19 protein-coding genes are annotated in these 21,944 nt (G+C 61.6%); 4 read left to right on the top strand and 15 right to left on the bottom strand.

Annotated elements, in window-relative coordinates; genetic code table 11:
• Positions 1-81 precede the first annotated feature (81 nt).
• Positions 82-2,415, top strand: coding sequence for a bifunctional diguanylate cyclase/phosphodiesterase (locus tag DSC91_RS09035; RefSeq protein WP_115777804.1), 2,334 nt, complete (start codon positions 82-84; stop codon positions 2,413-2,415).
• 178 nt (positions 2,416-2,593) lie between these two features.
• Here the strand turns inward: DSC91_RS09035 and DSC91_RS09030 are convergent, their stop codons facing one another.
• The 3 genes from DSC91_RS09030 to DSC91_RS09020 all read right to left on the bottom strand — a co-directional run bounded on the left by DSC91_RS09030 (position 2,594) and on the right by DSC91_RS09020 (position 6,800).
• On the bottom strand, positions 2,594-2,833 hold the full coding sequence (locus DSC91_RS09030; protein ID WP_115777803.1) for a hypothetical protein: 240 nt from the start codon (positions 2,831-2,833) through the stop codon (positions 2,594-2,596).
• A gap of 32 nt (positions 2,834-2,865) precedes the next feature.
• Entirely contained in the window at positions 2,866-5,250 is a 2,385-nt protein-coding gene (locus DSC91_RS09025; RefSeq protein ID WP_115777802.1) for a DUF6531 domain-containing protein, read from the bottom strand.
• Positions 5,251-5,720: 470 nt separating this feature from the next.
• Positions 5,721-6,800, bottom strand: coding sequence for an MDR/zinc-dependent alcohol dehydrogenase-like family protein (locus tag DSC91_RS09020; protein ID WP_115777801.1), 1,080 nt, complete (start codon positions 6,798-6,800; stop codon positions 5,721-5,723).
• Positions 6,801-6,912: 112 nt separating this feature from the next.
• On the opposite strand from DSC91_RS09020, the gene DSC91_RS09015 reads away from it, so the two are divergent.
• The gene (locus DSC91_RS09015; RefSeq protein ID WP_115777800.1) at positions 6,913-7,713 is read left to right on the top strand and encodes a helix-turn-helix transcriptional regulator; all 801 of its coding nucleotides are present in this window, start codon (positions 6,913-6,915) and stop codon (positions 7,711-7,713) included.
• Positions 7,714-8,017: 304 nt separating this feature from the next.
• Here DSC91_RS09015 and hpaI read toward each other — a convergent pair whose 3' ends face one another.
• The 7 genes from hpaI to DSC91_RS08980 all read right to left on the bottom strand — a co-directional run bounded on the left by hpaI (position 8,018) and on the right by DSC91_RS08980 (position 14,379).
• A complete protein-coding gene (gene hpaI, locus DSC91_RS09010) occupies positions 8,018-8,821 on the bottom strand; it encodes a 4-hydroxy-2-oxoheptanedioate aldolase (RefSeq protein WP_115779764.1) in 804 nt (267 codons plus the stop codon).
• Between the two features lie 20 nt (positions 8,822-8,841).
• Entirely contained in the window at positions 8,842-9,645 is an 804-nt protein-coding gene (gene hpaH, locus DSC91_RS09005; protein ID WP_115777799.1) for a 2-oxo-hept-4-ene-1,7-dioate hydratase, read from the bottom strand.
• Between the two features lie 122 nt (positions 9,646-9,767).
• Complete coding sequence (locus DSC91_RS09000; RefSeq protein WP_115777798.1) at positions 9,768-10,166, bottom strand: 5-carboxymethyl-2-hydroxymuconate Delta-isomerase; 399 nt, start codon at positions 10,164-10,166, stop codon at positions 9,768-9,770.
• A 21-nt stretch (positions 10,167-10,187) separates the two neighbouring features.
• Entirely contained in the window at positions 10,188-11,051 is an 864-nt protein-coding gene (gene hpaD / locus DSC91_RS08995) for a 3,4-dihydroxyphenylacetate 2,3-dioxygenase (RefSeq protein ID WP_115777797.1), read from the bottom strand.
• A 168-nt stretch (positions 11,052-11,219) separates the two neighbouring features.
• Positions 11,220-12,677 (bottom strand): 5-carboxymethyl-2-hydroxymuconate semialdehyde dehydrogenase, encoded by a 1,458-nt coding sequence (hpaE, locus tag DSC91_RS08990; protein WP_115777796.1) that lies wholly within the window; start codon positions 12,675-12,677, stop codon positions 11,220-11,222.
• 173 nt (positions 12,678-12,850) lie between these two features.
• Entirely contained in the window at positions 12,851-13,609 is a 759-nt protein-coding gene (locus tag DSC91_RS08985) for a fumarylacetoacetate hydrolase family protein (RefSeq protein WP_115777795.1), read from the bottom strand.
• Positions 13,606-14,379 carry a fumarylacetoacetate hydrolase family protein gene (locus DSC91_RS08980; protein WP_115777794.1) on the bottom strand — a complete coding sequence of 258 codons (774 nt, stop codon included), beginning with the start codon at positions 14,377-14,379 and terminating at the stop codon, positions 13,606-13,608. Before DSC91_RS08980 ends, DSC91_RS08985 begins: the two co-directional genes overlap by 4 nt.
• A 177-nt stretch (positions 14,380-14,556) precedes the next feature.
• Here DSC91_RS08980 and hpaR point away from each other — a divergent pair, with 177 nt between their 5' ends.
• Complete coding sequence (gene hpaR / locus DSC91_RS08975) at positions 14,557-14,964, top strand: homoprotocatechuate degradation operon regulator HpaR (protein WP_042277081.1); 408 nt, start codon at positions 14,557-14,559, stop codon at positions 14,962-14,964.
• A gap of 48 nt (positions 14,965-15,012) precedes the next feature.
• Here the strand turns inward: hpaR and DSC91_RS08970 are convergent, their stop codons facing one another.
• The 3 genes from DSC91_RS08970 to DSC91_RS08960 all read right to left on the bottom strand — a co-directional run bounded on the left by DSC91_RS08970 (position 15,013) and on the right by DSC91_RS08960 (position 17,879).
• Positions 15,013-16,149 carry a DSD1 family PLP-dependent enzyme gene (locus DSC91_RS08970; protein WP_115777793.1) on the bottom strand — a complete coding sequence of 379 codons (1,137 nt, stop codon included), beginning with the start codon at positions 16,147-16,149 and terminating at the stop codon, positions 15,013-15,015.
• Between the two features lie 4 nt (positions 16,150-16,153).
• On the bottom strand, positions 16,154-16,831 hold the full coding sequence (locus tag DSC91_RS08965; RefSeq protein WP_115777792.1) for an HAD family hydrolase: 678 nt from the start codon (positions 16,829-16,831) through the stop codon (positions 16,154-16,156).
• A 142-nt stretch (positions 16,832-16,973) separates the two neighbouring features.
• Entirely contained in the window at positions 16,974-17,879 is a 906-nt protein-coding gene (locus DSC91_RS08960) for a LysR family transcriptional regulator (RefSeq protein ID WP_115777791.1), read from the bottom strand.
• 293 nt (positions 17,880-18,172) lie between these two features.
• On the opposite strand from DSC91_RS08960, the gene DSC91_RS08955 reads away from it, so the two are divergent.
• Positions 18,173-19,252: a hypothetical protein gene (locus DSC91_RS08955; RefSeq protein ID WP_115777790.1), complete on the top strand. Its 1,080-nt coding sequence runs from the start codon at positions 18,173-18,175 to the stop codon at positions 19,250-19,252.
• Between the two features lie 110 nt (positions 19,253-19,362).
• Here DSC91_RS08955 and DSC91_RS08950 read toward each other — a convergent pair whose 3' ends face one another.
• The gene (locus DSC91_RS08950; protein WP_115777789.1) at positions 19,363-20,433 is read right to left on the bottom strand and encodes a Gfo/Idh/MocA family protein; all 1,071 of its coding nucleotides are present in this window, start codon (positions 20,431-20,433) and stop codon (positions 19,363-19,365) included.
• Positions 20,434-20,466: 33 nt separating this feature from the next.
• A complete protein-coding gene (locus DSC91_RS08945; protein WP_115777788.1) occupies positions 20,467-21,873 on the bottom strand; it encodes an MFS transporter in 1,407 nt (468 codons plus the stop codon).
• Positions 21,874-21,944: the final 71 nt, after the last annotated feature.

Below are 21,944 nucleotides of genomic sequence, written 5' to 3'. Positions count from 1 at the left end.
GCGGACAGAGCATAAATATTTGTCAGACGGTTGCCGTTATACATCGGTGGAGTAACCGGAGCCAGCCTGATATCTATCAATATGCTTTCCACGCCAACGAAGCAATTGTCCGATCCCGGTTTGCGCGATCGTTTTCATCGACGATCGCTGGAGCACCAGCGTCCCCTTTCGACGGTGACGATGGCGTTTACGGTTGTCGCGTTCCTGTGTTTCGTGGGGGCACGCAACATGGTCGACGGCCCGGCGGCCCCGCTCGCCTACCGGCTCGCCTGTGCGCTGGTGCTTGCCCTGCTGGTGATGGCGATTCCACGCGCCGATTCGACCTGGAGCTTCGGTGCAATCGGTATCGCGTACTCCGTGGTGCTGGTGGTGGGTCTCGCGCTGAACGTCTCCGGTGTCGAGCAGCCGCTGCTGTGGGTGCTGCCCGCCATGGTGGTGATCCCCGTCTGCGCCGCGCCGCTGTGGCTCACGCCGCTGCATTTCTTCATCGGCAGCGCGCTTTTCTACGGTGCGGCGTTTGCCTTTCTGTTCGGCGAGCCGCGCGCGCACGAGGTCGACGTCGTTCTGTGGATGTGGATCGTGGCGATCGGCATACCGACTTCCGTTGTGTTTCACTTCGGCTTCTACCGGTTCCGGCGCAACCACTTTCTGCTCGAGAGCCAACTGGCGCAGCTGGCCGCAACCGATCCGCTGACCGGCCTGCAAAACCGCCGCGCGTTCGTGAAGCAGGGCGAGCGCCGCCTCGAAACCCTGACACCCGAGGCGCGGGTCAGCGCGATTTTCCTCGACATCGACAGTTTCAAATCGCTGAACGACCGCTTTGGCCACGCGGTCGGCGACCATGCGTTGTACCAGGTCGCCCAGGTGCTGATGGAGGAGACCTCCGCGGCCGACAGCGTGAGCCGGATCGGCGGCGAGGAGTTCGCCGTGCTGCTGCGCGACGGTCTGGCCGGCGCCCTGGCGCTGGCCGAGCGCCTGCGCGTCGCGATTGCCGCGATCGAGCGCCCTGACGGCCATCTGACCGCGAGCTTCGGTGTGGCCGAGCATCGGAGCGGCGAAAGCATCATGGTGCTGCTCGATCGCGCCGACGAAGCCCTGCTGCGCGCCAAGCACTCAGGCAGAAACCGCGTGTGCGCCGAACGCGCGCTGCCGATCGAGCCGCTGCAGCTGCTTTCCGGCGATGTGTTCGCGGAGGACGGTGCGGTGGCGCCGCGGCATCGATGGGAGGACTATTACCTGACCTCGCACTTCCAGCCGCTCTACAGTTTGTCGCATCAGAAGCAGGTGGGATTCGAGGCCTTGCTGCGAGGCGAGCAGGACGACGGCACGCTGGTGCCGCCCGTGGTGCTGTTCGCGCCGAAGCCGTCCAGCGATGAAGGCGTGCTCGATCGCGCGAGCCACGCCGTGCATCTGGCCAATGCGCGCAAGGTGCTGCCCGGTGACGCGTGGCTGTTCCTCAACATTCTGCCTGCTACGTTTGTCGCCGAGGGTTATGCGGATCAGCTCGCCATGGTCGTGCGGGCGGTCGGACTCGAGCCTGAGCGCGTGATTCTCGAGATTCTCGAATCGCATGGCGGCAGCGTCGACGACATGTCGCGGGCGGCGGCTTTGTACCGCGAGCATGGCTTCCTGATCGCCGTCGACGATTTCGGTGCGGGTCAATCGAATCTCGACCGGTTGCTGCGGATTCGCCCGGATCTCGTGAAGCTCGACGGCGAACTGATTCGCGCGACCGGTCACGGCACTGAGCAGCCGATCTTGCCGAAGCTCGTTTCGTTGCTGCATCAGGCTGGGATGCTGGTTGTCGTGGAGGGCGTGGAGACCACCGAAGAGTTGATTCTTGCTGTCGAGTCCAATGTGGACTTCGCGCAGGGCTTTTTGCTCGGGCGGCCGGCGGCCGAGATTGCGCCGCCGGAGTCGGTGCATCGGCGGATCGACGATGCTTTCGATGTGATTGCCCAGGGAAGGGCACATCAGTATGCGTTGTTCGAGTCGGAAGTCGAGCCTTATCGGGCTGCTTTGAGGCTTGCCGCCGATGCGTTGCTGGCGGGTGTTCCGATGGGAGAGGCGTTTGCTTTTCTGGCTACGTTCGATCGCTGTATCAGCTGCTTTATTCTCGACGATTCGGGGCGGCAGATCGGACATGAGTTGCGGGGGCCGGCGTGGAGTAGCGATGGGGCTTCGCTGCAGCCGGTGGCGAATCCGCGGGATGCGCGGTGGGATCATCGGCCTTATTTTCGCAATGCGGTTTTGTTGCCTGGGGTGGTTGTGGCTAGTAATCCTTATCTTTCTTTGGCTAGCGGGCGGCCTTGTATTGCGGTTACTTTGGCTTTGCAGTTTGCTGATGAGCGGTCGGTTGTTGGGGTGGAGCTGGATTGGTCGGTGGTGGGGTTGCCTTGGCCGGCGGGAGAGTGATTGGGGCGACTTCGGCAGATGCGCGACCGGCGATCTCAGCGGCACGACCACGAATGGTGTCTTCTGCGCGCAGCATTGCGGCCGCCACGCTGCGGCAAGGAAGGCGCGAGAGGCTCCGCGCCTTTCTCATTTCAATTTTGCGACTATTCCGCGTTTTTCATAAACATCGCTGACTCAACTAGCGTTTGATCCCGTCGAGAGTTTCCCCTTCGGGTATCAAGTCCGGGTGTTGTCTGCAAATTGGAACGATTGCCTTCTCAAAGAGTTCGTAGATTACGTCTGCCATTCCGCGCCGGAAAGTAGAGAAAACCTCTGGTGAGCAGTTCACTTGCACGATCCTGATTGCATCATTGACGGACTTGCTTGCATCGTATAGTCGCGCAATCACTTCCGTGGCCGTTTCCTTATTTTCGATCATTTTGTTCGACTCCATGGGGTTTGTAGCTAGTGTTAAATCCGGGGGCACCCGTGCAGTTCTGCGCAATCGTTCACACAATTCCAGTACTTGAATCCGACGTTCGCACTTGTTGGCAGTACAGCATCGCATTTCTCACGACACATGGTTCTCACCCGTGCGCAATCTCCGGAGTCCTTGCATTTGACGAACCCCGAAGAATCGTTTGCATCGCTTGCGAACATCTTCGCATAGAGCATCGTCCGTTTTGAAAGGTTGGGAGCCAGCACCGGAAACGGCAACTGGTTCTGCGCCGCGATCTGGATTTCAACGGGATCGTCCTCGATAGGTTTGCCCGTCTGCGCGCTGAAGTAAAGGTCGTGAAGGAACAGTGGCCATGCAAGACGAGCTTGAATGAACCCGCAATCCACGCACACCGGGCTGATGACAGGTGATGCGTCTGACGTGATCGACCGCAACCAGCCAGGACGGGAGGCCGGGGGGCCTACGGGATCAAGACCTGCCTGGTAGTTATCGAGCCATTTGTCGGTGTCGTCACTGCTGATGCCGACCGCAGCCCCTCCACTGGTTGCGACCGTACCGTTACGGGATACCACGCGACCATCGGGCGAGTAACCGTAATCTACGGTCAGTAGACGACGAACCCGGCCTGTTTCGACTATTGGCTGTTCATCGTATGTAAAACGGGTGACTCGCCCTCTGAAGTCGTATGCGATTCGAGCTTCGCGATAGTTGCCGGTTTGCCAGGTGACGCGGTGGGCCGCATCGCGATCCTGATTGGTAAAGAGCCAACCCGAGACAAGGTTTTGTGCGCTGTTGAGATTGCCGGTGAAGTCGTAGAAGTAGACCCAGTCCGCAACCTTAGCGTTGTTTGCGTAGATGATCGCCTCGGCCAGACGGTTGAACCGGTCATATCGAGCACCGATAGTCCGTTGTTGCTGTCCGTTCCATGTGGCATTGAAACCTGCCTCACCCGTCAGATCGTTCGTGACACGTTCGCTATAGCCCGTGACGTTGCCATTGCCGTCGTAAACGAATGACATTAACTTGCCCGGCATGGCGACGGACGCAGGATGGAGGCTCGTCGCATCTGCATACATCACCGAAGTGACAGAGACGCTGGAGGAAGTCCGCACACTCGCTTTCACCGGGCGGCCGGTGTCGTCGTATGTGTAGACGGCATTGCGTGCCGGTGTAGTCGTCGCCAGAAGATTGCCCGACGTATCCCACGTCAATCCGCTTGACGTTGAACCGCTGCTGCCAGTTGGGCGAACCGCGCCATCTGTGGTCGAGAAAGAAAGTGTCCTTGAACCATTGCTATCCGCGACAGTGGTCGCCGCCGGTCCATAGGCAAACTGTACGTTCCTTGATGTATCGGGATGGCTAACGGTAGTTGCTCTGCCTTGTGCGTCGTATGTCCACGTTGCGATGCGCGACCCAGTCTCATCAATGATTCCAGTCAGCGCGCGCCGAGATTGAGCATCGGTATACACGTATTGGCGCACGTTTCCGTCCGGCCAGATGACGGAAATGAGATTGCCCCAAAGACCGTACCTATATTGTGTTATGCCGCCGGCAGGATCTGTCAGTCGTGCGAGGCGACCGTTCTGGTCATATTCGAACCGAATGGTCAGGTCGTAGACAGCATTGGTTCCAGGACCGTGTTGAGTGATCGCGGAAAGCCGCCCCGATCCATCGTAGGATAGCGTCCTGACGAACCCGGTCTTGGTTGTCTCTGATAGCAGAACACCTTGCGCAGAATAGGTTTCCACTGCCTCCGTCACAAGGTCGGTGAGCGACCATCCCGTGCCATTCCAGGCAAGTGTCAAGCCGCTAAAGGTCGGCGTTCGCCACGCGCCGTTCGCCACTGTGAAGGTTATCGGCTCCCCGTTTGCGCGGTATGCATTGATCTTTTGGGCACTGGCTCCAATGCCAACGATGCCCAGTTTTCGCTGCCAGTTATGAATCCAGTTTGCGCCGACAGCATTCGTGTTTAATGGGTAGGGCGTAGATCGGTAGGTGCGCGCGAATGTGATGGGGACCTCATCGCCGCTGACAAAGTCATTCTCTGTTGTGGTGACAATACCGCTAGCGGCGAATACAGGGTCACTTATCGGACAGGTAGCGTCTGGCGGAGCACCGCCTGTCGCACCAGCACAGTAGTCCGGTATGTAGTGTCCGCAGTTATAGTAATTTATTGGATTGTAGGGATCGTCTGGCCCGTCGGTCGGGGGCATAGTGCCCGCGACATCCATTGCGCAACTTGGGGTGCCAGGAATCCCTGAGGACTTCAAAAAAAGGCGCATGCATTGGTCTTCTGTCGCCGCATTTGTGTAGGCAACAGAGGTCAGCAGGCCAGACGCGACAATCAGGCGGGCAAGTGTGCCCGTCAATCTGCTACGGAGTTTCCACGCTTTCATGTTTCTCCTTTGAGTTTTTGTTCGCCCAGAAGGGCTTAGCAACTCTTAAGGAGATTGAAATATTTTGAAATCCGACAATTCCGAAAAATCCGATGGCGTTGAAATCGATCATGCCGTCCATGCCTGGATACTGTTAACGCAGTCAATCAGCGGATTCCGAAACGTTTTGGGTTGGTCGACCAGTCAATACACTGGACGGTATCGTCGATCCGTGTGGACGGGATACGGATGTGGGCGACCGCGCATAGTGCGGGCGCAAAAACGCCTGCTGGGTGGCGGGCTTCCTTAGAGGCCTGTTCGAAAACCTCTTGAGGGGTTGTTTACTTTCCCGGTTAGCTTGTAGAGTTGAGCACCTGAGCACCTGAGCACCTGAGCACCTGAGCACCTGAGCACCTGAGCACCTGAGCACCTGAGCACCTGAGAGACGGAAGCGGAACGATTGCTGGCTGCCGGGACACCGCACGTCAAGGCTATGGCATTATCACGGTCATCCTGAACGGCCCGCCGTTCGCCGCCGCATGAGCGACCGCCTCGTTTGCATCATCCAGTGCGAAAGTCGTCACATCGAAATGCCCCAGGTCCAGCAGCCCAGCGCGGATGAGACCCGTCATCAGCGTCACCGCTTCCTTCGGGTACATCCACTTGCCGCGCAGCGTGATGTCGTTGCGCATGATCCACGGATACGGCAACTCGAGTCCAGGACCGCCCAGCATGCCGACTCCGCCCATCAGCACCACGCGCCCATACGGGCGGACCGCCATCACTGCAGCACGCACCGTTGTCGCGGGCACGGACGGCGGCATCAGATCCATCACGCAATCGATCGGTCCCGGCGCCGCCTGCTGCATGTGTTTGCGATCCGTGGTTTCGTCGCCGGTCAGCGCAACGGTGTGCACACGTTCGCCGAAGCGGCGCTTGAGATCCGCGAGCGCCTGTGCGTTGCGGCCGGGCGCGACCACGCACCGCGCGCCCATCGCAAGCGCCACCGCGACGCACGCGCTGCCGAAGTTGCCGGTCGCGCCGCTGACGAGCAGGATCTCGCCCGCACGCAGATCGGACGCGAGCAAGCCGCCATACGGTACGAGTAGCGTGTTGAGCGCACACCAGCGCGTGGCGTCAGCCGGTTCGATTTCGCCGATGCGCACCGCGTTCTCAGTCGGCACCCGCATCCGCTCCGCAAACGGGCCATCGTGAAAGTAGCGCTGCAGCAGCTTGCCACCCTCGCCGCGCGAGCTCCAGCCTTGCAGCACGATGTCGGGCATCAGCGCATCGTCGCGCGAGCGCACGGTTGGATCGCAGAACACCCAGTCACCCGGCTGTAGCTGCGTCGCATCCGGACCGGTCGTCCTGACGCGGCCAACCGCGCCGCAGCCGGGCACGATCGGCAGCTCGATTGGATAGCGGCGCTCGCCGCTGAACACCTCCAATGCATAGGACAAGACCGGCGCCGCGACGACGTCCACGATAACCTCGCCGGTGCCGGCCAACGGATCAGAGATCGGCTCGATCGCGAGCGGAACGCCGAGCGTCTTTAGAAGCGCAGCTTTCATGGTTTTTCCATTGAGGGTGGGAATGGGGCGATTCTGGCAGGCTTAGAATGGGCAACAAGGACCGGTACGCTCCCAGGATTGCCCAATACCCCTCTCTGCACACAACCAACCGATGACCGCCACGACTCGAACCCAGTTCGGCGACTTTCTGCGCTCCCGACGCAGGAAGCTGACACCGGATGCCGCAGGCCTGAGCGGCGGCCGCCGCCGACGTACCCCCGGCCTGCGGCGTGAAGAGGTTGCGGAACTGGCAGGCATCGGTGTCGATTGGTACGTGCGGCTGGAACAGGGGCGCGCCGTCAGCCCTTCGGAGGCGACGCTCGATGCGCTTGCGCAGGCGTTGCGGCTCGACAAGGCCGAAGCAGCCCATCTGCGCGCGCTCGCGCGGCGCGACGAAGCGCATGAGTTCGTGCGGGAGAGCGTGCCGCCCGCCGTCGAGCGGCTCGTCGCAAGTCTCGACCTGCCCGCTTATGTGAGCGGCCGGCGCTGGGACCTCCTCGCGTGGAATGCCGCCGCGGCGGACCTGTTCGGCTTCGATCGCCTCGCCGAAGCGAACCGCAACATCCTGATCTACATGTTCGTAGAGCCCGAAGCGCGGCGGCTCTTCGCTGCGAACTGGTCCGACGAGGCGCGCCGCATGATCGCGCTGTTTCGCGCGAGCCACGATCTCCATGCGGGCGACCCGGCGTTCGTCGCACTGGTGGAGCGCCTGTGCGCAAACAGCCGCGAGTTCGCGAATTGGTGGAGCACGCACGACGTGCGCAGCGGCGTGTCGGGGCAGAAAGTGATCGTGCATGCGCAGCGTGGCACGCAGCGCTACGAGTACGCGACGTTTCAGGCGAACGACGATCCCGCGCTAAAGCTCGCGATCTATACGCCGGTTAGCGCCGATGCCGGCGCCAGCAGCGAGTAAGCTCGCGGGTGCGAAAAACTACCGACGGTCCACGTAACGGCAGCAGTAAGCCGTGTTATCCGAGAGGCCAGCTCAAAGCGCGTGCTTTGCCTACGAGTGTGGTAGCGGGGGCCAGGTGCTGCGATTTGATATCAAAATGGAGTGTGTATCAGTGGACACGAGGCCCATGGAACCGACGAAAATGGTCCACTGTCGATCTGTAGCAATCTGTTTTCTCGCGCATTGGGTGGTAGTGACAGAGGTGTCATGCCTCCGGCAGCGCTGCGGGCGCTGAAGATCACGTCTTGGAACCTCGAGGCTTTCGCTAATAACCACCTTTTGCGGGCGCCGCTGCTCCCGCAGTCTTCTTATATGCTGCCGCCAGATCTGCTGCTGCCCGGCTCAACAACCCCGTGTCTGTTCCTACCGCCACAAACGTTGCGCCCGCCGTCAGATATTCGGCGGCTATCCCCGAATCAGGTGCAAGCACGCCCGCTGCTTTGCCCGCGTTCCGCACTTTCCCTATGCCGTTGCAAATCGCTTCGCGTACGCTCGCGTCCCCCGGCTTGCCCAGCAAGCCCATCGATGCGCTCAGGTCCGCGGGTCCGAAAAATACGCCGTCAACACCTTCCACCGCAGCAATCGCCGACAGATTCTCCATCCCCTGCACGGTTTCCACCTGGACCAGTACGCACAACTCGTCTGCCGCCGTGTTCAGGTAGTCCGGTATCCGGTTCCAGCGCGATGCCCGCGCCAACGCACTCCCCACGCCGCGAATGCCCTGCGGCGGGTAGCGCGTCGCCGCGACGGCTTCGGTGGCCTGGTCCGCCGTGTCGATCATCGGCAGCAACAAGGTCTGTGCGCCTATGTCGAGCAATTGCTTGATCAGCGCGCTGTCGCTGCGCACCGGTCGCACCACCGGATGCGATGCGTAGGCAGCCACAGCCTGCAATTGCGCCAGCGTGCTGCGGACATCGTTTGGAGCGTGCTCGTTGTCGATCAACAACCAGTCGAAGCCGGCCGTGGCGAGCAGTTCGGTCACGTACGCATCGGCAAGCGCCGCCCATAAGCCGAATTGCGGCTTGCCCTCGGCTAGCGCGCGCTTGAATGTGTTTTGCGGTAGAGACATGTCGGTCAACTCAAATGCGCTCAAATGAAATTCAAACCAATGCCGCCGAGCGGACCATAGTCGACATGGAACGTGTCGCCCGCTCGCGCCGGAATCGGGCTCGTGAAGGAGCCGCTCAGAATCACGTCGTTTGCGTTCAGCACTTCGTCGTATGGGGCAATCTTGTTGGCGAGCCAGGCAACGCCCGTCGCCGGGTGATTCAGCACCGCGGCAGCGAGTCCACTTTCTTCCACGGCGCCGTTCTTGTAAAGCAAAGCGCCAACCCAGCGAAGGTCGACGTCCAGCGGCCGCACCGGACGGCCACCCAATACGATGCCGGCATTGGCTGCGAAGTCCGAGATGGTGTCGTAGACCTTGCGCGGCGCCTTCGTCTCGCGGTCGAATTGTTCGATGCGTGCGTCGATAATCTCCACGGCGGGGGTCACGTAAGCCGTGGCGTCCAGAACGTCGAATAATGTGACGCCCGGACCCTTCAACGGTTTGCTCAACACGAAAGCCAGTTCGACTTCCACTCGCGGCGCAATGAAACGGTCGGCGCGGATGTCCTGGCCGCTTTCGATGAACATGCTGTCGAGCAGCGGCGCATAGTCGGGTTCGTCGATCTGCGACGAACGCTGCATCGCGCGCGACGTCAGGCCGATCTTGCGGCCCTTGATCACATGGCCCTCGGCTAGTTTGAGCTTCACCCACTCGCGTTGGATCGCATAACCGTCCTGTACGGTCATCTCCGGATACTTGGCCGAAAAGTGGCGCAACTGGGTGCGCGTTTTCTCGGCGTTGTCGAGTTGCGCCGCGAGATCGCGGATTGTCTGTTCGTCTAGCATGATGGATTCTCTTTAAGCGGCTGCCAGGCCCAGCTACCGGGTCGGAATATTCGGCTGGAGCGTCAAGCCCGGGTCTCAGGCCGGAGCCTCAAGCCTCAAGCCTCAAGCTTCAAGCCCGGGTATCAGGTCTTCAGTCGCGCGTGCAAATTGTTGTGTTTCCACGTGCCCGCTTCGCTGAATTCATTGATCTCCAGCGATAGCGCCAGGCCGTGTTGTTCAAACTCGGCGGCGAAGTGCTGTTTGATCGCTTCAAACAGCGCGTCGCCGGTCGCCTTTTTAGCGGCGTCCGAGCGGCCTGCGGCGATCTTCAGGTTCGCATGCAGGAAGGCGGCGCCGGGCCGGCCGTCGGCAACGCAGTACTGCTCGCAGCGCAAGGCGCGTACGCGGATGCCGCCGAGCGGAAAAACGCGTTGGCCGTTCTCGCGCTGTGCGTCAAGGCAAGCCGCGAGCGATGTGCAAAGCTGCCCAATGTTTGCTTCATCAGCAAGATTGGCGCTGTACTCGAGTGTCAAATGGGGCATGGCGAGCTCCTTTCCCAGGACTTAAGCGGGCAGGGGCGTCACGGGGAAGATCGCATTGATCTGGCCGGTGCCCGAACTGCCGAAATAGGGCGTGACGACTTCAACCTTGCCGTCGTAACGATCCCAACCGAGCGCGCCGAGCAGCATCGCGGTGTCGTGCATGCCGCCTTCGCCCCAGCATTTCTCGTTGTAAAGCGGCAGCATCTCGCAGAAGGTTTTCCAGTCGCCTGCCTCCCACAACTCGACCACCTTGCGATCCATCTGTTCGAGGAACGGGCTCCACACCTTGTGCATGAACTGCTCGGCAGTGCCGTTGTTGGCGAAGTGGTGGCTTAACGAACCGCTCGCCAGAATCGCCACGGTGCCGTCATAACGTTCCTCGATGGCCTTGCGTACCGCGAGGCCGAAGCGCGAGCTGGTTTCGAGGTCGTGCCACATGCACCAGCCGGCTACCGAGACGGTCCTGAAGTGCTGGTCGCTATTCATATAGCGCATCGGCACCAGCGTGCCGTACTCGAGTTCGAGCGTGGTTTCGCTGTGCGCGCGGCTCTTCACGCCCATCTCATTCGCAACTTCCGCGATCAGATCGCCGAGTCCGACATTGCCGGGATACGCGTACGGCATGTTCTTGATGAAATGCGGCAGTTCGTTGCTCGTATAGACGCCCTCGAATTTCGGCGCGCAATTGATGTGGTATTCGCTGTTCACCAGCCAATGCACGTCGAAGACGACGATCGTATCCACGCCCAATTCGCGGCAGCGCCTGCCGATTTCATGGTGGCCGTCGATGGCGGCTTGACGGCAGCCCTTATGCGGACCGTCGAGCTCCGATAGATATAACGACGGCACGTGAGTGACTTTTGCTGCCAACGCGAGTTTGCCCATCACGTTCTCCTGTGTCGACCAGAGTTGGCGCTTTAGCGCCTTACTCTGGTCCCATGCAAGGCGTTCGACCAGAGTTGGTACTTTAGCGCCTTACTCTGGTCCCCTAAAAGTTAGCCACAGCCCCATACGCCCCCGGGCGCGATGCCCCCCGCGCAAATAACCCGAGTCTCAAACACCCCAGCGCGGGATGTGATGAGAGCCGAGCGATACGCACACGTTCTTGGGTTCGAGGAATACTTCGTAGCTCCACGTACCGCCTTCACGGCCAACGCCCGATGCCTTGGTGCCGCCGAACGGCTGGCGCAGATCGCGCACGTTCTGACTGTTGACGAAGCACATTCCCGCTTCCACGGCTGCGGCGACACGAAGCGCGCGGCCGGTGCTCTCGGTCCAGATGTAGCTCGACAGGCCATAGGAAATATCGTTGGCGAGTTTGATCGCGTCGGCTTCGTCGTCGAACGGAATCAGGCAGGCGACCGGGCCGAAGATCTCTTCCTGCGCGATTCGCATGCGGTTGTCGACGTCGACGAACACCGTGGGCTGGACGAAATTGCCTTTGCGCATGGCTTCGGGCAAGTCGGGCGTGTCGAGTCCGCCGCACGCGAGGGTGGCGCCTTCTTTCGGACCCAGTTCGATGTAGCTGCGCACTTTGGCCAGGTGCCCCTGGCTGATCATCGGGCCGACGATCGTGCTATCGGCCAGCGGATCGCCCACCGTCAAGCGTTTGGCGCGTTCGATGAAACGCTCGGCAAAACGCGCGTAAATCGAACGTTGCACGAGGATGCGCGAACCCGCTGTGCAGCGTTCGCCATTGTTCGAGAAGATCATGAACACGGCGGCATCGAGCGCACGTTCGAAATCGGCGTCGTCAAAAATCACGAATGGCGACTTGCCGCCCAGTTCCATCGAAAACTTTTTCAGGCCCGCAGTCTGCACGATGCGGTTGCCGGTTGCCGTCGATCCGGTAAACGACACCGCATGCACATCCGGGTGCGCGACCAGGGGTTCGCCGGTGTCCTTGCCGAAACCGTGCACGACGTTCAGCACGCCTGCGGGGATACCGGCTTCGAGCGCGAGATTGCCGAGCATCGAGGCAGTGAGCGGCGACAGCTCGCTCATCTTCAGCACGGCGGTGTTACCGAACGCGAGGCAGGGTGCGACTTTCCACGTTGCCGTCATGAACGGTACGTTCCACGGCGAGATCAGCGCGCAGACGCCGACAGGATGGAACAGCGTGTAGTTCAGGTGCGTATCGGTGGGATACGTGTGACCGTCGACGCGCGTGCACATCTCCGCGAAATAGCTGAAGTTGTCGGCGGCGCGCGGCACGAGTTGCTTGCGCGTCTGCGAGATCGTCTGGCCGGTGTCCTTCGTCTCGGTCTCCGAGATATCCGGCACGTTCTTTGCGATCAGCTCGCCGAGCTTGCGGATGATTTTTGCGCGTTCCGTTGCGGGCTTGCCGGCCCATGCGGGAAACGCTTCCTTGGCCGCGCGTACGGCAGCGTCGACTTCTTCCGCTCCGCCACGCGCCACTTCAGCGATTACGTCTTGCGTCGCCGGATTGACGGTTTCGAAATAATCCTTCGCGGCGCTCGACTTGCCGTTGATCAGATGTTCGATTCGCATTGTGTTGTCCTTTCTCTCTCTAGCTGTCGACCGGACTTGGCGCTTTAGCGCTTACTCCAGCCCCATAGCGCGTTACTCCGGTCTCGTGCATAGCGCTTACTCTGGTCCCATGCAAAGCTGTCGGCCAAAGTTGGCTCTTCAGCGCTTACTCCAATCCCACGCAAAGCAGTCGATCAGGCGCGGCCGAAGTCCGCGTCGGATGCAATCGTATTGACGAGATGGCCAAGGCCGTCGATTTCGCAAACCACTTCGTCGCCGGCGTTGACGTTGACGATGCCTTCCGGCGTGCCGGTCAGAATCACGTCGCCGGGTGCGAGGGTCATGAAGCTGCTCAGGTATTCGATCAACGCCGGGATATCGGTGACGAGATCGCGTGTGTTGCCGTGTTGCTGCCGCGTACCGTTGACGAACGTGCGTAGTTCGAGCTGCGTGACGTCTTCGATATCGGCGGCATCGACGAACCAGGGGCCGAGCACCGTGCCGCCGTCGCGATTTTTCACGCGCAGGTTGGGGCGGTAATAGTTTTCCAGGTAGTCGCGGATCGCGTAATCGTTGGCGATCATGTAGCCGGCCACGTGCTGCATGGCGTCTTCGCGCTTGACGTTCCGCGCGGTTTGGCCGATCACGACAGCCAGTTCGCATTCGTAGTGCATGAAGGTGACGTCTGCGGGGCGGCGCGTGAAGCCACGGTGGCCGATAACCGCGCCCGGACCTTTTAGAAAGACCAGGGGCTCTTCCTGCTTGTTGAACTGCAATTCCTTCGCATGCTCCGCGTAGTTCAAGCCGAGCGCGAAGATCGTGCCGACCTCGATCGGCGCGAGCCACACCACTTCATCCTCGCGACGCACGCGGCCATCGGCGAGGCGCACGCCATGGGTGTCCGGATAGGCTTCATGAATCGCCCCTGCATACGCAACACGGCCGCGCATCATGGCTGTTCTCCCTCTTGTTCTTCTGCACCGACAAACGACACCTCGAGCGGCGGCAATCCGCCAATCGATAGCGTGGCCGTGTCGCCGATATGGGCAACCGGCGAACCATGCGGCACGCCGAGCGTAATCACGTCACCGGCACTGAGGGTCATGAAATCGGTTACGTCCGCGATCAATTGCGCCACGTTGCGTACCGACGACGCAGTAGTCGCAGTGAAGACCTCGTGTCCAGGAAGCGAAACCGTGATTGCCAGATCGTCCGGCGTAGCAATATGACGCGCTGCAACCACCGCCGGTCCGATCGCGCAAAAGCCGTCGCGCGCCCGGAATCGTACTGAGGGCCGGTACACGCTTGCATGCGGCACGCTCAGATCGGCCACCGGGGTGTAACCGGCAATGTAGTGGAACGCCTGGTCCGCGCGGACGCGTGTTGCGGTGCGACCGATGACGATACCCAGCGAAGCGCCGACTTGCACGCCCAACGCATTGTCCGGCACGACAACACGCGCGCGATGACCGGCGAACGTATTGCGCGGTTTCAGATAGAGAATCGGCGCTTTGGGCGGGGCTTTATAGGGTGCGGCATGAACCGCGTCGCCCAACGCCTCCAAAGCGGCCCGGTCGTTCAGCAAGGTTCCATAAATAGCGCCGGAAACCGGCGCACGGCAGGCAGCGCCGCGTGCGAGCAGCGCGGCAACGGTGTGCGCATCCACGTCGCGAGATAGCGCGTCGCCTTCAAGATGCAGCAGGTGATCGGCAAGTGCAAACATGAATCAGCTGTCTCCCGGAGAAAACACTAACATGTTAGTATTATTGCGCTTGATATCATCCACGGTCAATAGCCTGTCGGCCGATCGCGGGTTTTCCCTTAAGCTTCGACGGCTGCTTTTAACTTATCCGCCATGTCCGCATCCGCTTCTACCCGAGTTTTGCACCGCAACCTGCCAATGTTGTTGCTGCGCGCCAGAGAAAAAATGATGGAGCGTTTCCGGCCATTGATTACCGCGCACGGACTGACCGAGCAGCAATGGCGCGTGATTCGCGCGCTCAATGAGCATGGGCCGATGGAGCCGCGCCACATTTCCGATATCTGCACGATTTCGAGCCCGAGCATGGCCGGCGTGCTCGCGCGCATGGAGAGCATGGAGCTGGTGACCAAGGAGCGTTTCGCGGAAGACCAGCGCCGTGTGCTGGTGTCGCTCACCGATACGAGCGTGGAGCTGGTGCGCGTGATCTCGAAGGATCTCGAGGCACACTATCGCGAGCTGGAGCGCAAGGTCGGGCCGGAGATCGTCGAGCGCGTGTATCGTGCGGTCGACGATCTGCTTGCCGGCCTCGAAGAAGAGGATGAGTGAAGCAGCCGTTCAATCGCCCTGGGCGGGCGACGGTTTTACACGTGCTGGTCACCAGCCCTGGAAACGCCTCCACTCGACACTCCCGCCATCCGCCGAAACCGCGTGATATTCGGGGAATTGAGCACCGGTCGCGCATGCATGATTGGGCAGGATGCGCAGCTTCATACCGATCGGAAACCGCTGCGCGATGTCGTCGACATGCGCGCCTTCTTCCGACGACGACAGGATCCCATGCTCCTGATTGGCGCTGCTCACCAAAAACCCGCCAAGCGGTGTGCCGTTCAGCAAACAGGGCTGGCCGTAGCCGAAATCGTGCGACTGCTTCGAGGTGCCGCGATCACGGCTCATCGCCATCCAGCCGGCGTCGAGAATCGCCCAGCCTTTATCCGCCTGATGGCCGATCACGGTGGCGAGCACACTGAGCGCGATATCCTCGAGCGCGCACACGCCGACGTTGTGCATGACCAGATCGAAGAAAACGTAGACGCCCGCTCGCACTTCGGTCACGCCGTCCAGTTGTTCGGCGGCGAGGGCCGTGGGCGTCGAGCCGACGCTGACAACCGGGCAGGGAATGCCCGCATCGCGCAGCCGTTGCGCCGCGCGCACGCAGCCGGCGCGTTCCTGTTCCGCCAGCGCGGCGAGCGCCTCCGGCGTATGCAGCTCGTAGCTGGAACCCGCGTGGGTCATCACGCCGCCGACCTTGACGCCGTTCTCGTGCAGGATCCGGCCGACTTCGAGCAGCGTGTCCTGCTCCGGCGTGATACCGGAGCGGTGGCCGTCAGTGTCCACCTCGATCCACACCTCGAAGGATTCGCCGTGCTGGTCCGCAAATGCGGCGATGGCTGCGGCGGCGGTTGGATTGTCGACCACCAGCTTCAGATCGCAACCCTGGCGGCGCAACGCCAGCGCTCGCGGCAGTTTTGAAGGGGCGATGCTGACCGCGTAGAGGATATCGCCGACGCCGGCCGCGAAGAACGCCTCCGCCTCTTTCAAGGTGGAGACCGTGATGCCGCGCGCACCGGCGGCAATCTGCGCACGGACCACGTCGATGCATTTGGTGGTCTTGACGTGGGGACGGAATGCCACGCCCAGTGCGTTCATATGCCCCTGCATTCGCGCGATGTTTTTCTGCATCCGGGGGATGTCGATCAGCGCGGCGGGAGTGTCGAGGTGCTCGAGTTTCATGGTTTCACCGGGGAATTGAGTTGCTTGCAGTCTGGCCGAACTGGCTGAGCCACGGATCCAGCGAGTCGAGCGTCGGCGCCTCGATCTCGGGCGGCTGTGCTCCCGCCACCAGCGGCAGACCCACGCGGTTGTGCCAGTATGTCCGCAGCCCGACAGCGGCAGTGCCGAACATGTCGTAGCTCGAGCCGGCCACGAATGCGGCCTCATGCGCATCTACACCAAGTTTGCCGAGCGCGAGCCGGTAAGGCAACGGATCCGGCTTGTACATGCCGGCTTCTTCGGCGGTGACGACGGCGTCCCAGTGGATCGGGAAAAGCGCGGCCGCCTGCCTGCCGAGGTGGATGGAGCAGTTGGTGACGATCGCCAGTTTGCAATGCGGCCGGAGCTTCTGCAAGGCGTCGAGGGCGCCGCTCCAGGGCGCAAGTTTCAGCCAGCCGGCCTCGAGCGCGAGCGCGGCGGATTCCGGCAGCCCAACTTCGGCCGCCGCTTCGCGCACCAGCTGTTCATACGCAATGTATCGGCCGCAACCATAGGTCAGGCGCAAATAGGCGGCGCGCCACGCACGGCCCGCCTGCTCGGAGCCCGCGGCGTGATTCCATGATGTCCACGAGTCGAGCAGGGCGGTCAGGAGGTCGAAGAGGACCGCCTTCGGGTAGGCGGCAGGGGGCGATAGGGAGGTCATGATTTAACCGGCGGTGGACGGTGAGCCGATTATAAAGTTTCATCGTGCGAGCAGCGTTCAACCAGGCTAACTCTAAAATTCAGTTTGAGTGAATCGGCCATTCGTGACGTGATTCGCGATGTGATTCGCCACGTGCCGCGCGTTACCTTCGCCACGGCGGCGATGGCCTGAATCTAGCCTGCAAATACTGCATGAAATGGCGCGTGCGCGCCGGTAGTCCCGCTCGCTGATGCGTGAGCGCGATCACGTTGGCATCGGGCGCTTTCCAGCCGGTCAGCAAGCGCACGAGCCTTCCCTTCGCGATGTCGTCCGCCACATCCCATTCGGAGCGCAGGATCACGCCGCGGCCTTCGCAAGCCCACTGGCGGATCACGTCGCCGTCGTTGCAACTCAAATGCGGAGAAACGCGCACGCTGCGACGGGTGCGGCCCTTGCTGAACTGCCAGAGCGAGACGTCCTCATTGTTCTCGCGCAGCACGATGCACGGCAGCTTGCTCAATTCTTCCGGCGACTCGGGTTGAGGAATACGCTTGAGCAACGCAGGCGCGGCGCATACGAAGCGCGCATTCGGTGCAATCGCGTAACCGACCAGATTCGAGACCGGCAACTCGCCGATATGCACGACGATGTCGAAACGGTCCATCGTCTCGGTCAGCGGCTGGTCGGACAGCGTGAGCGCCACGTCGATATCGGGGTTGTGCTGCTGGAAGTCCGCGATGGCGGGCGCCAGGTGACGCCGGCCGAATCCCAGTGGCGCATTGATTTTCAGCGTGCCGATCAGACCGCCCCGGCGCGTCTGCAAGTCGTCGAACAGCGAGTCGAACTGCTGGACCAGTTCGGCGCCGCGTTCGCACAGGAGCGTGCCTTCTTCCGTGAACTGCAAACGGCGCGCCGTGCGGTTCACCAGCAGCGTGCCCAGTTTCTTTTCGAGCTGCTGCAGGCGCTGGGTCACCGCCGAGGGCGACAGCCCCAGTTTTCGCGCCGCGGCGATCAGGCTGCCGCTTTCGCGGATGGCCAGCAGAAACCGGATATCGGCCGAGTCGTTCATGGCAGAGACTTTTGAGTTCGGGAGTCTGGCAGCTTAAAGCGTTTGGAGGTGCTGTTCCAGCGCATCATAAGAGGTTGTTGCAAGGTAAACTGATGCGTCCGCTGGTACGTCCGCTGGTACGGCCGTCACGAAGCCGACAGCCTCGCCGGCTAAAGTGCGAGTTTGAGCCAGGCAGGGCGGGCAGCGTCCGCCGTCCGTCGAATCGTTGTTGCTTCCATTTGAAGAGAAGTCCTATGCCGCTGTCACAGGAACCGTCGAGCGGTCCCTCAAGTACCGCTGACGGGTCGACCCGCATGTCGAACGACCCGGCCGGCAGTCCGGGTCGCGCCGCGCAACAAACTGCCTTGAAACAGGGGGTTTTCCTGCACACGGGCTGGCGCAGCGCGGGAACATGGATCTGGTCGCGTCTGCGCGCACTCGATTCCGTGACGGGATTCTATGAACCGTTCAGCAATGTGCTCGCCGATCTGAGCCTCGCCGACGTTTCCGCGTCCCGTCCGACCTTGACTTCTGGACACCCGCCGCTCGCCGCACCGTATTTCGAGGAGTACCGGCCGTTTCTCCTGGAAGGCGCGCGCGGCGTGGCCGGCTACAGGAGGCGCTTTGGCACCGATCGCTTCGCAAATGCGCCTGACCCGGAATTCCCCGCTTTGCAAGCCTATCTGGCCAACCTGTGCGAACGCACCGCCGAGCACGGCAGCGTACCCGTCTTCAAGTTTTGCCGGTCATCGGGCCGGTTGCCGTGGCTCAAGCACGCTTTCCCGCAGGTCATGCATGCGGCCGTGTTGCGCAATCCCGCGTCGCAATTTGCTTCGGGGTGGCTGCTCAATCAGCAATGGAGCAACCCGTTTTTCGTGGCCGCGCCGTTTCGCGTGCTGGGTTTGAACCAGTCGGAGCCGGTGGTTCGCCAGGCCATCGAAATCTGCGGCGTGAGCTTGCCGCCTGCCGTACCTACCTCGGACGACGCCTACGCCATGGCGTGCGAGCAATACGCGCGCTCGGCGGAAGGCAACAACGCGTATCGGGCGTTCGTCGCGTTATGGATTCTCTGTGCGTTGCGCATGGCGGACGGCGTCGATCTGATGATCGACGTCGACCGGCTGGGACAGTCGCGCGACTATGCGGCCGGATTGCGCGCCGGGTTCCAGGCGCAGACCGGCTTGTCGCCCGACTTCGGCAGCGCGCGCGATCTGGTCGAGGAAACGCGTCGCAGCGCGGCGCGTATGGTTGGGATCGACGGCCGGTCGATGCGGGCCGTTCATTCCGCGGCGCTGAAGTTCCTCAAGACGCAGAACGGCGCGGACGCTGCCTTTGTGGAACTGGTCCGCGAGAAGATGGTGCTGGCCAATGAATTGACCGAGCAATGGCGCTGAGTGTCTGCTGCCAGCGCGGCGATGCGGTTCGCTACGCAGCTGAATGAATATTGATTGGATCGCAGCCGTCAGTCCCTCATGCCAATCGCCGGCGGCAGGCCGCGGCGGCGTCAGTGGGCCGTGGCCGCCCCGGCGAACGTCGTATCGACAATCGAACCCAGCCTGGCGGCCTCGGCAATGGCTTCGGTAATGCGGAGATTCCTCAGGCCGTCGCGGGCACTCACGAGCGGCTCGGCTTCTCCCTGAATAACCCGGTTGAAGTGTTCGAGTTGAAGCCTGAGCGGATCGTCGCGTGTCATTGCGGCCACGCCGACGTCGAACGGCTTCCACCACGAACGGTCTTCCGCCTTGCCATATGTTTTCAGACGCATCGTGGGCACGGAGAGCGAGCCGAACGTACCGGCAATCACATAGCAATCTTCGTCCGGATATGACGGGTAGGCCTTGTTCTCCTGCGAGGTCTGCTCCCAGCTGCGCGCGCTTGCAGCCGTGTCGGACAACATGAAGCTGCCGAGCGCGCCGCTTGCGAAGCGCAGGTTGATCGCCACGGTGTCTTCGACGGGAAAGCCGCGCGTCGCGTGCGATGAAAACGCCTGCACTGCGACGATATCGCCGCATAGCATGCGCAGGTTATGCACCTCGTGGATCATATTCAGCAGAATCGGGCCGCCGCCCGGATTGCGCCGCCAGGGGGCGTCGGAAAAGTACTGGTCAGGCTTGAAAAATACCGCGCTGCCCATCACCGCGACCAGTTTGCCGAGCCTGCCTTCGTCGATCAGTTGCTTCGCCCGGGCCATGATCGGGCTGTGGGCCCGATGATGACCGACCAGCAATTTCACGCCGGAGCGTTCGACCTCGTCGACGAGCATCCCGGCTTCCTCGACGGTGGACGCGATCGGCTTTTCGAGCAGCGTCGGCACACCGGCCGCGAGACATGTCAGCGCATGCTCGAGGTGCAACGGGTTCGGTGTGGCGAGAATGACGCCGTCCGGGCGATCTTTTTCCAGCAGTTCGTCGAGCGAGCGATAGAGGGGCACGCCGGCCTCGGCCGCGAGCCCCGCAGCCGCCGGCGACGGGTCGACAATGGCCGACAAGGCACACGTGCCGCTCTGTTGCGCGACGCTCATGTGCGCCCGCCCGATGTAGCCCGCGCCTGCGACGGCGATCCGGGTCCGGTTCATGGATAGATTCCTTTGGCGTCGGGAAGAGAGGGGTTATGCGAGCGCTTTCTTGGACTCAGCCATGGTCTGAGCTCGCTGCAGGTCGTAATCGTGCTTGTCGATCGGCACGGCATTGCGTTCGCCCAGGTCGCTCAACCTGACACGGAAGTTTTCGCGCGCGCTCCAGGCCGTTACCGCCGCCACGATGGTGATGCCGAAGGTGATTGCGCCAATGGTGAGCGGAACGTCGTGCGACCCCGGCGGCGCGACGTAGGCGAACAGTGCCGGCAACAGCGCGGTGATCGTGGTGCCGATGTTCTGGCCGATCGCCATGGCGGACACGCGTGAGCGGGTCGGGAACAGCTCCGGATAGAAACTCGGAAAAATGGCGTTATAGCCTTGATAAATGATGCCCCACATGAGAACCGACATGACCATCGCGAGCGGCACGTTCTTGATGCTGATCGCGTAGAGGTAGGCGAACGAGAGCAAGCCCGCGCCCAGCGCTCCGACGATGATCGGCAGGCGCCGGCCGATCCGGTCGGACAGATTGCCGACGTAGGGAATCACCAGCACGGCGACAATATTGCCGATTACCGGAATCCACAGATAGACGCTCTTGGAAAAGCCGATACCGTACGACGCCTGGACCGCATATGCCGCACCGAAAATGGTGGCGACAACGGGGATCACGTTCATCAGCGAGCATCCGACCACGCGCAACATATCCCCCCAGTTATAGCGGAAGGCCTCGACGATCGGCGATCTCGGTATCGCGCCGCTGGCGTCTTCCTTGGCAAAAGCCGGTGTTTCGTGGACTTCGCGACGAATGATGTAGCCGGCAACCAGCACCACCGAGCTCAACAGAAACGGAATCCTCCAGCCCCACGAGTTGAACGCGCTTTCTTCCATGTAGTAGGCGAGCGGCAGGAACACGGCCGCGGCGAGAATCTGCCCCGCCTGCACGCCTTGCAGCGTGAAGCTCGCGTAGTAGCCGCGCCGCCCGAATGGCGCATGTTCGAGAATCATGGAGCTCGCGCCCGAGATTTCGCCGGCCACGGCAAAACCCTGGATCAGACGGAGAACGACCAGCAGTGCCGGTGCAAGCAGGCCCACCTGGTGGTAGGTGGGCAGGAAGCCGACCGCCATCGTCGAGAAGCCCATCAGGAACATGCACACGAGCAGAACGTTTTTCCGGCCGTGCGTATCGCCCCAATGCCCCAGCACGATTGCGCCGATCGGTCGTGCGACATAGCCGACGCCATACGTCGCGAGCGATGCGACGATGGCGATCTTTGGATTGCCGGATGGAAAAAACAACTGAGGAAAGATGAGCGCCGCTGCCTGAGCGTAGATGAAGAAATCGTAGTACTCGAGCGCTGAGCCGATCCACCCGCTCGCGGTCGCCTTGCGGGTCTGCGAGCGATGCTCGCGGCCGCCTGCCGATGCATTCGTTTCCATGTCGTCTCCTGAACAGAAATGTTTTGATCAGCTTCTGTGGCTGATTCATTTGCTTCTCTAACGCGAAACTT

The organism is Paraburkholderia caffeinilytica, assembly GCF_003368325.1.
GTDB classification, from domain to species: domain Bacteria; phylum Pseudomonadota; class Gammaproteobacteria; order Burkholderiales; family Burkholderiaceae; genus Paraburkholderia; species Paraburkholderia caffeinilytica.
The sequence above is the reverse complement of the archived record's forward strand: the minus strand, read 5'-3'. Positions and strand labels throughout refer to the sequence as shown.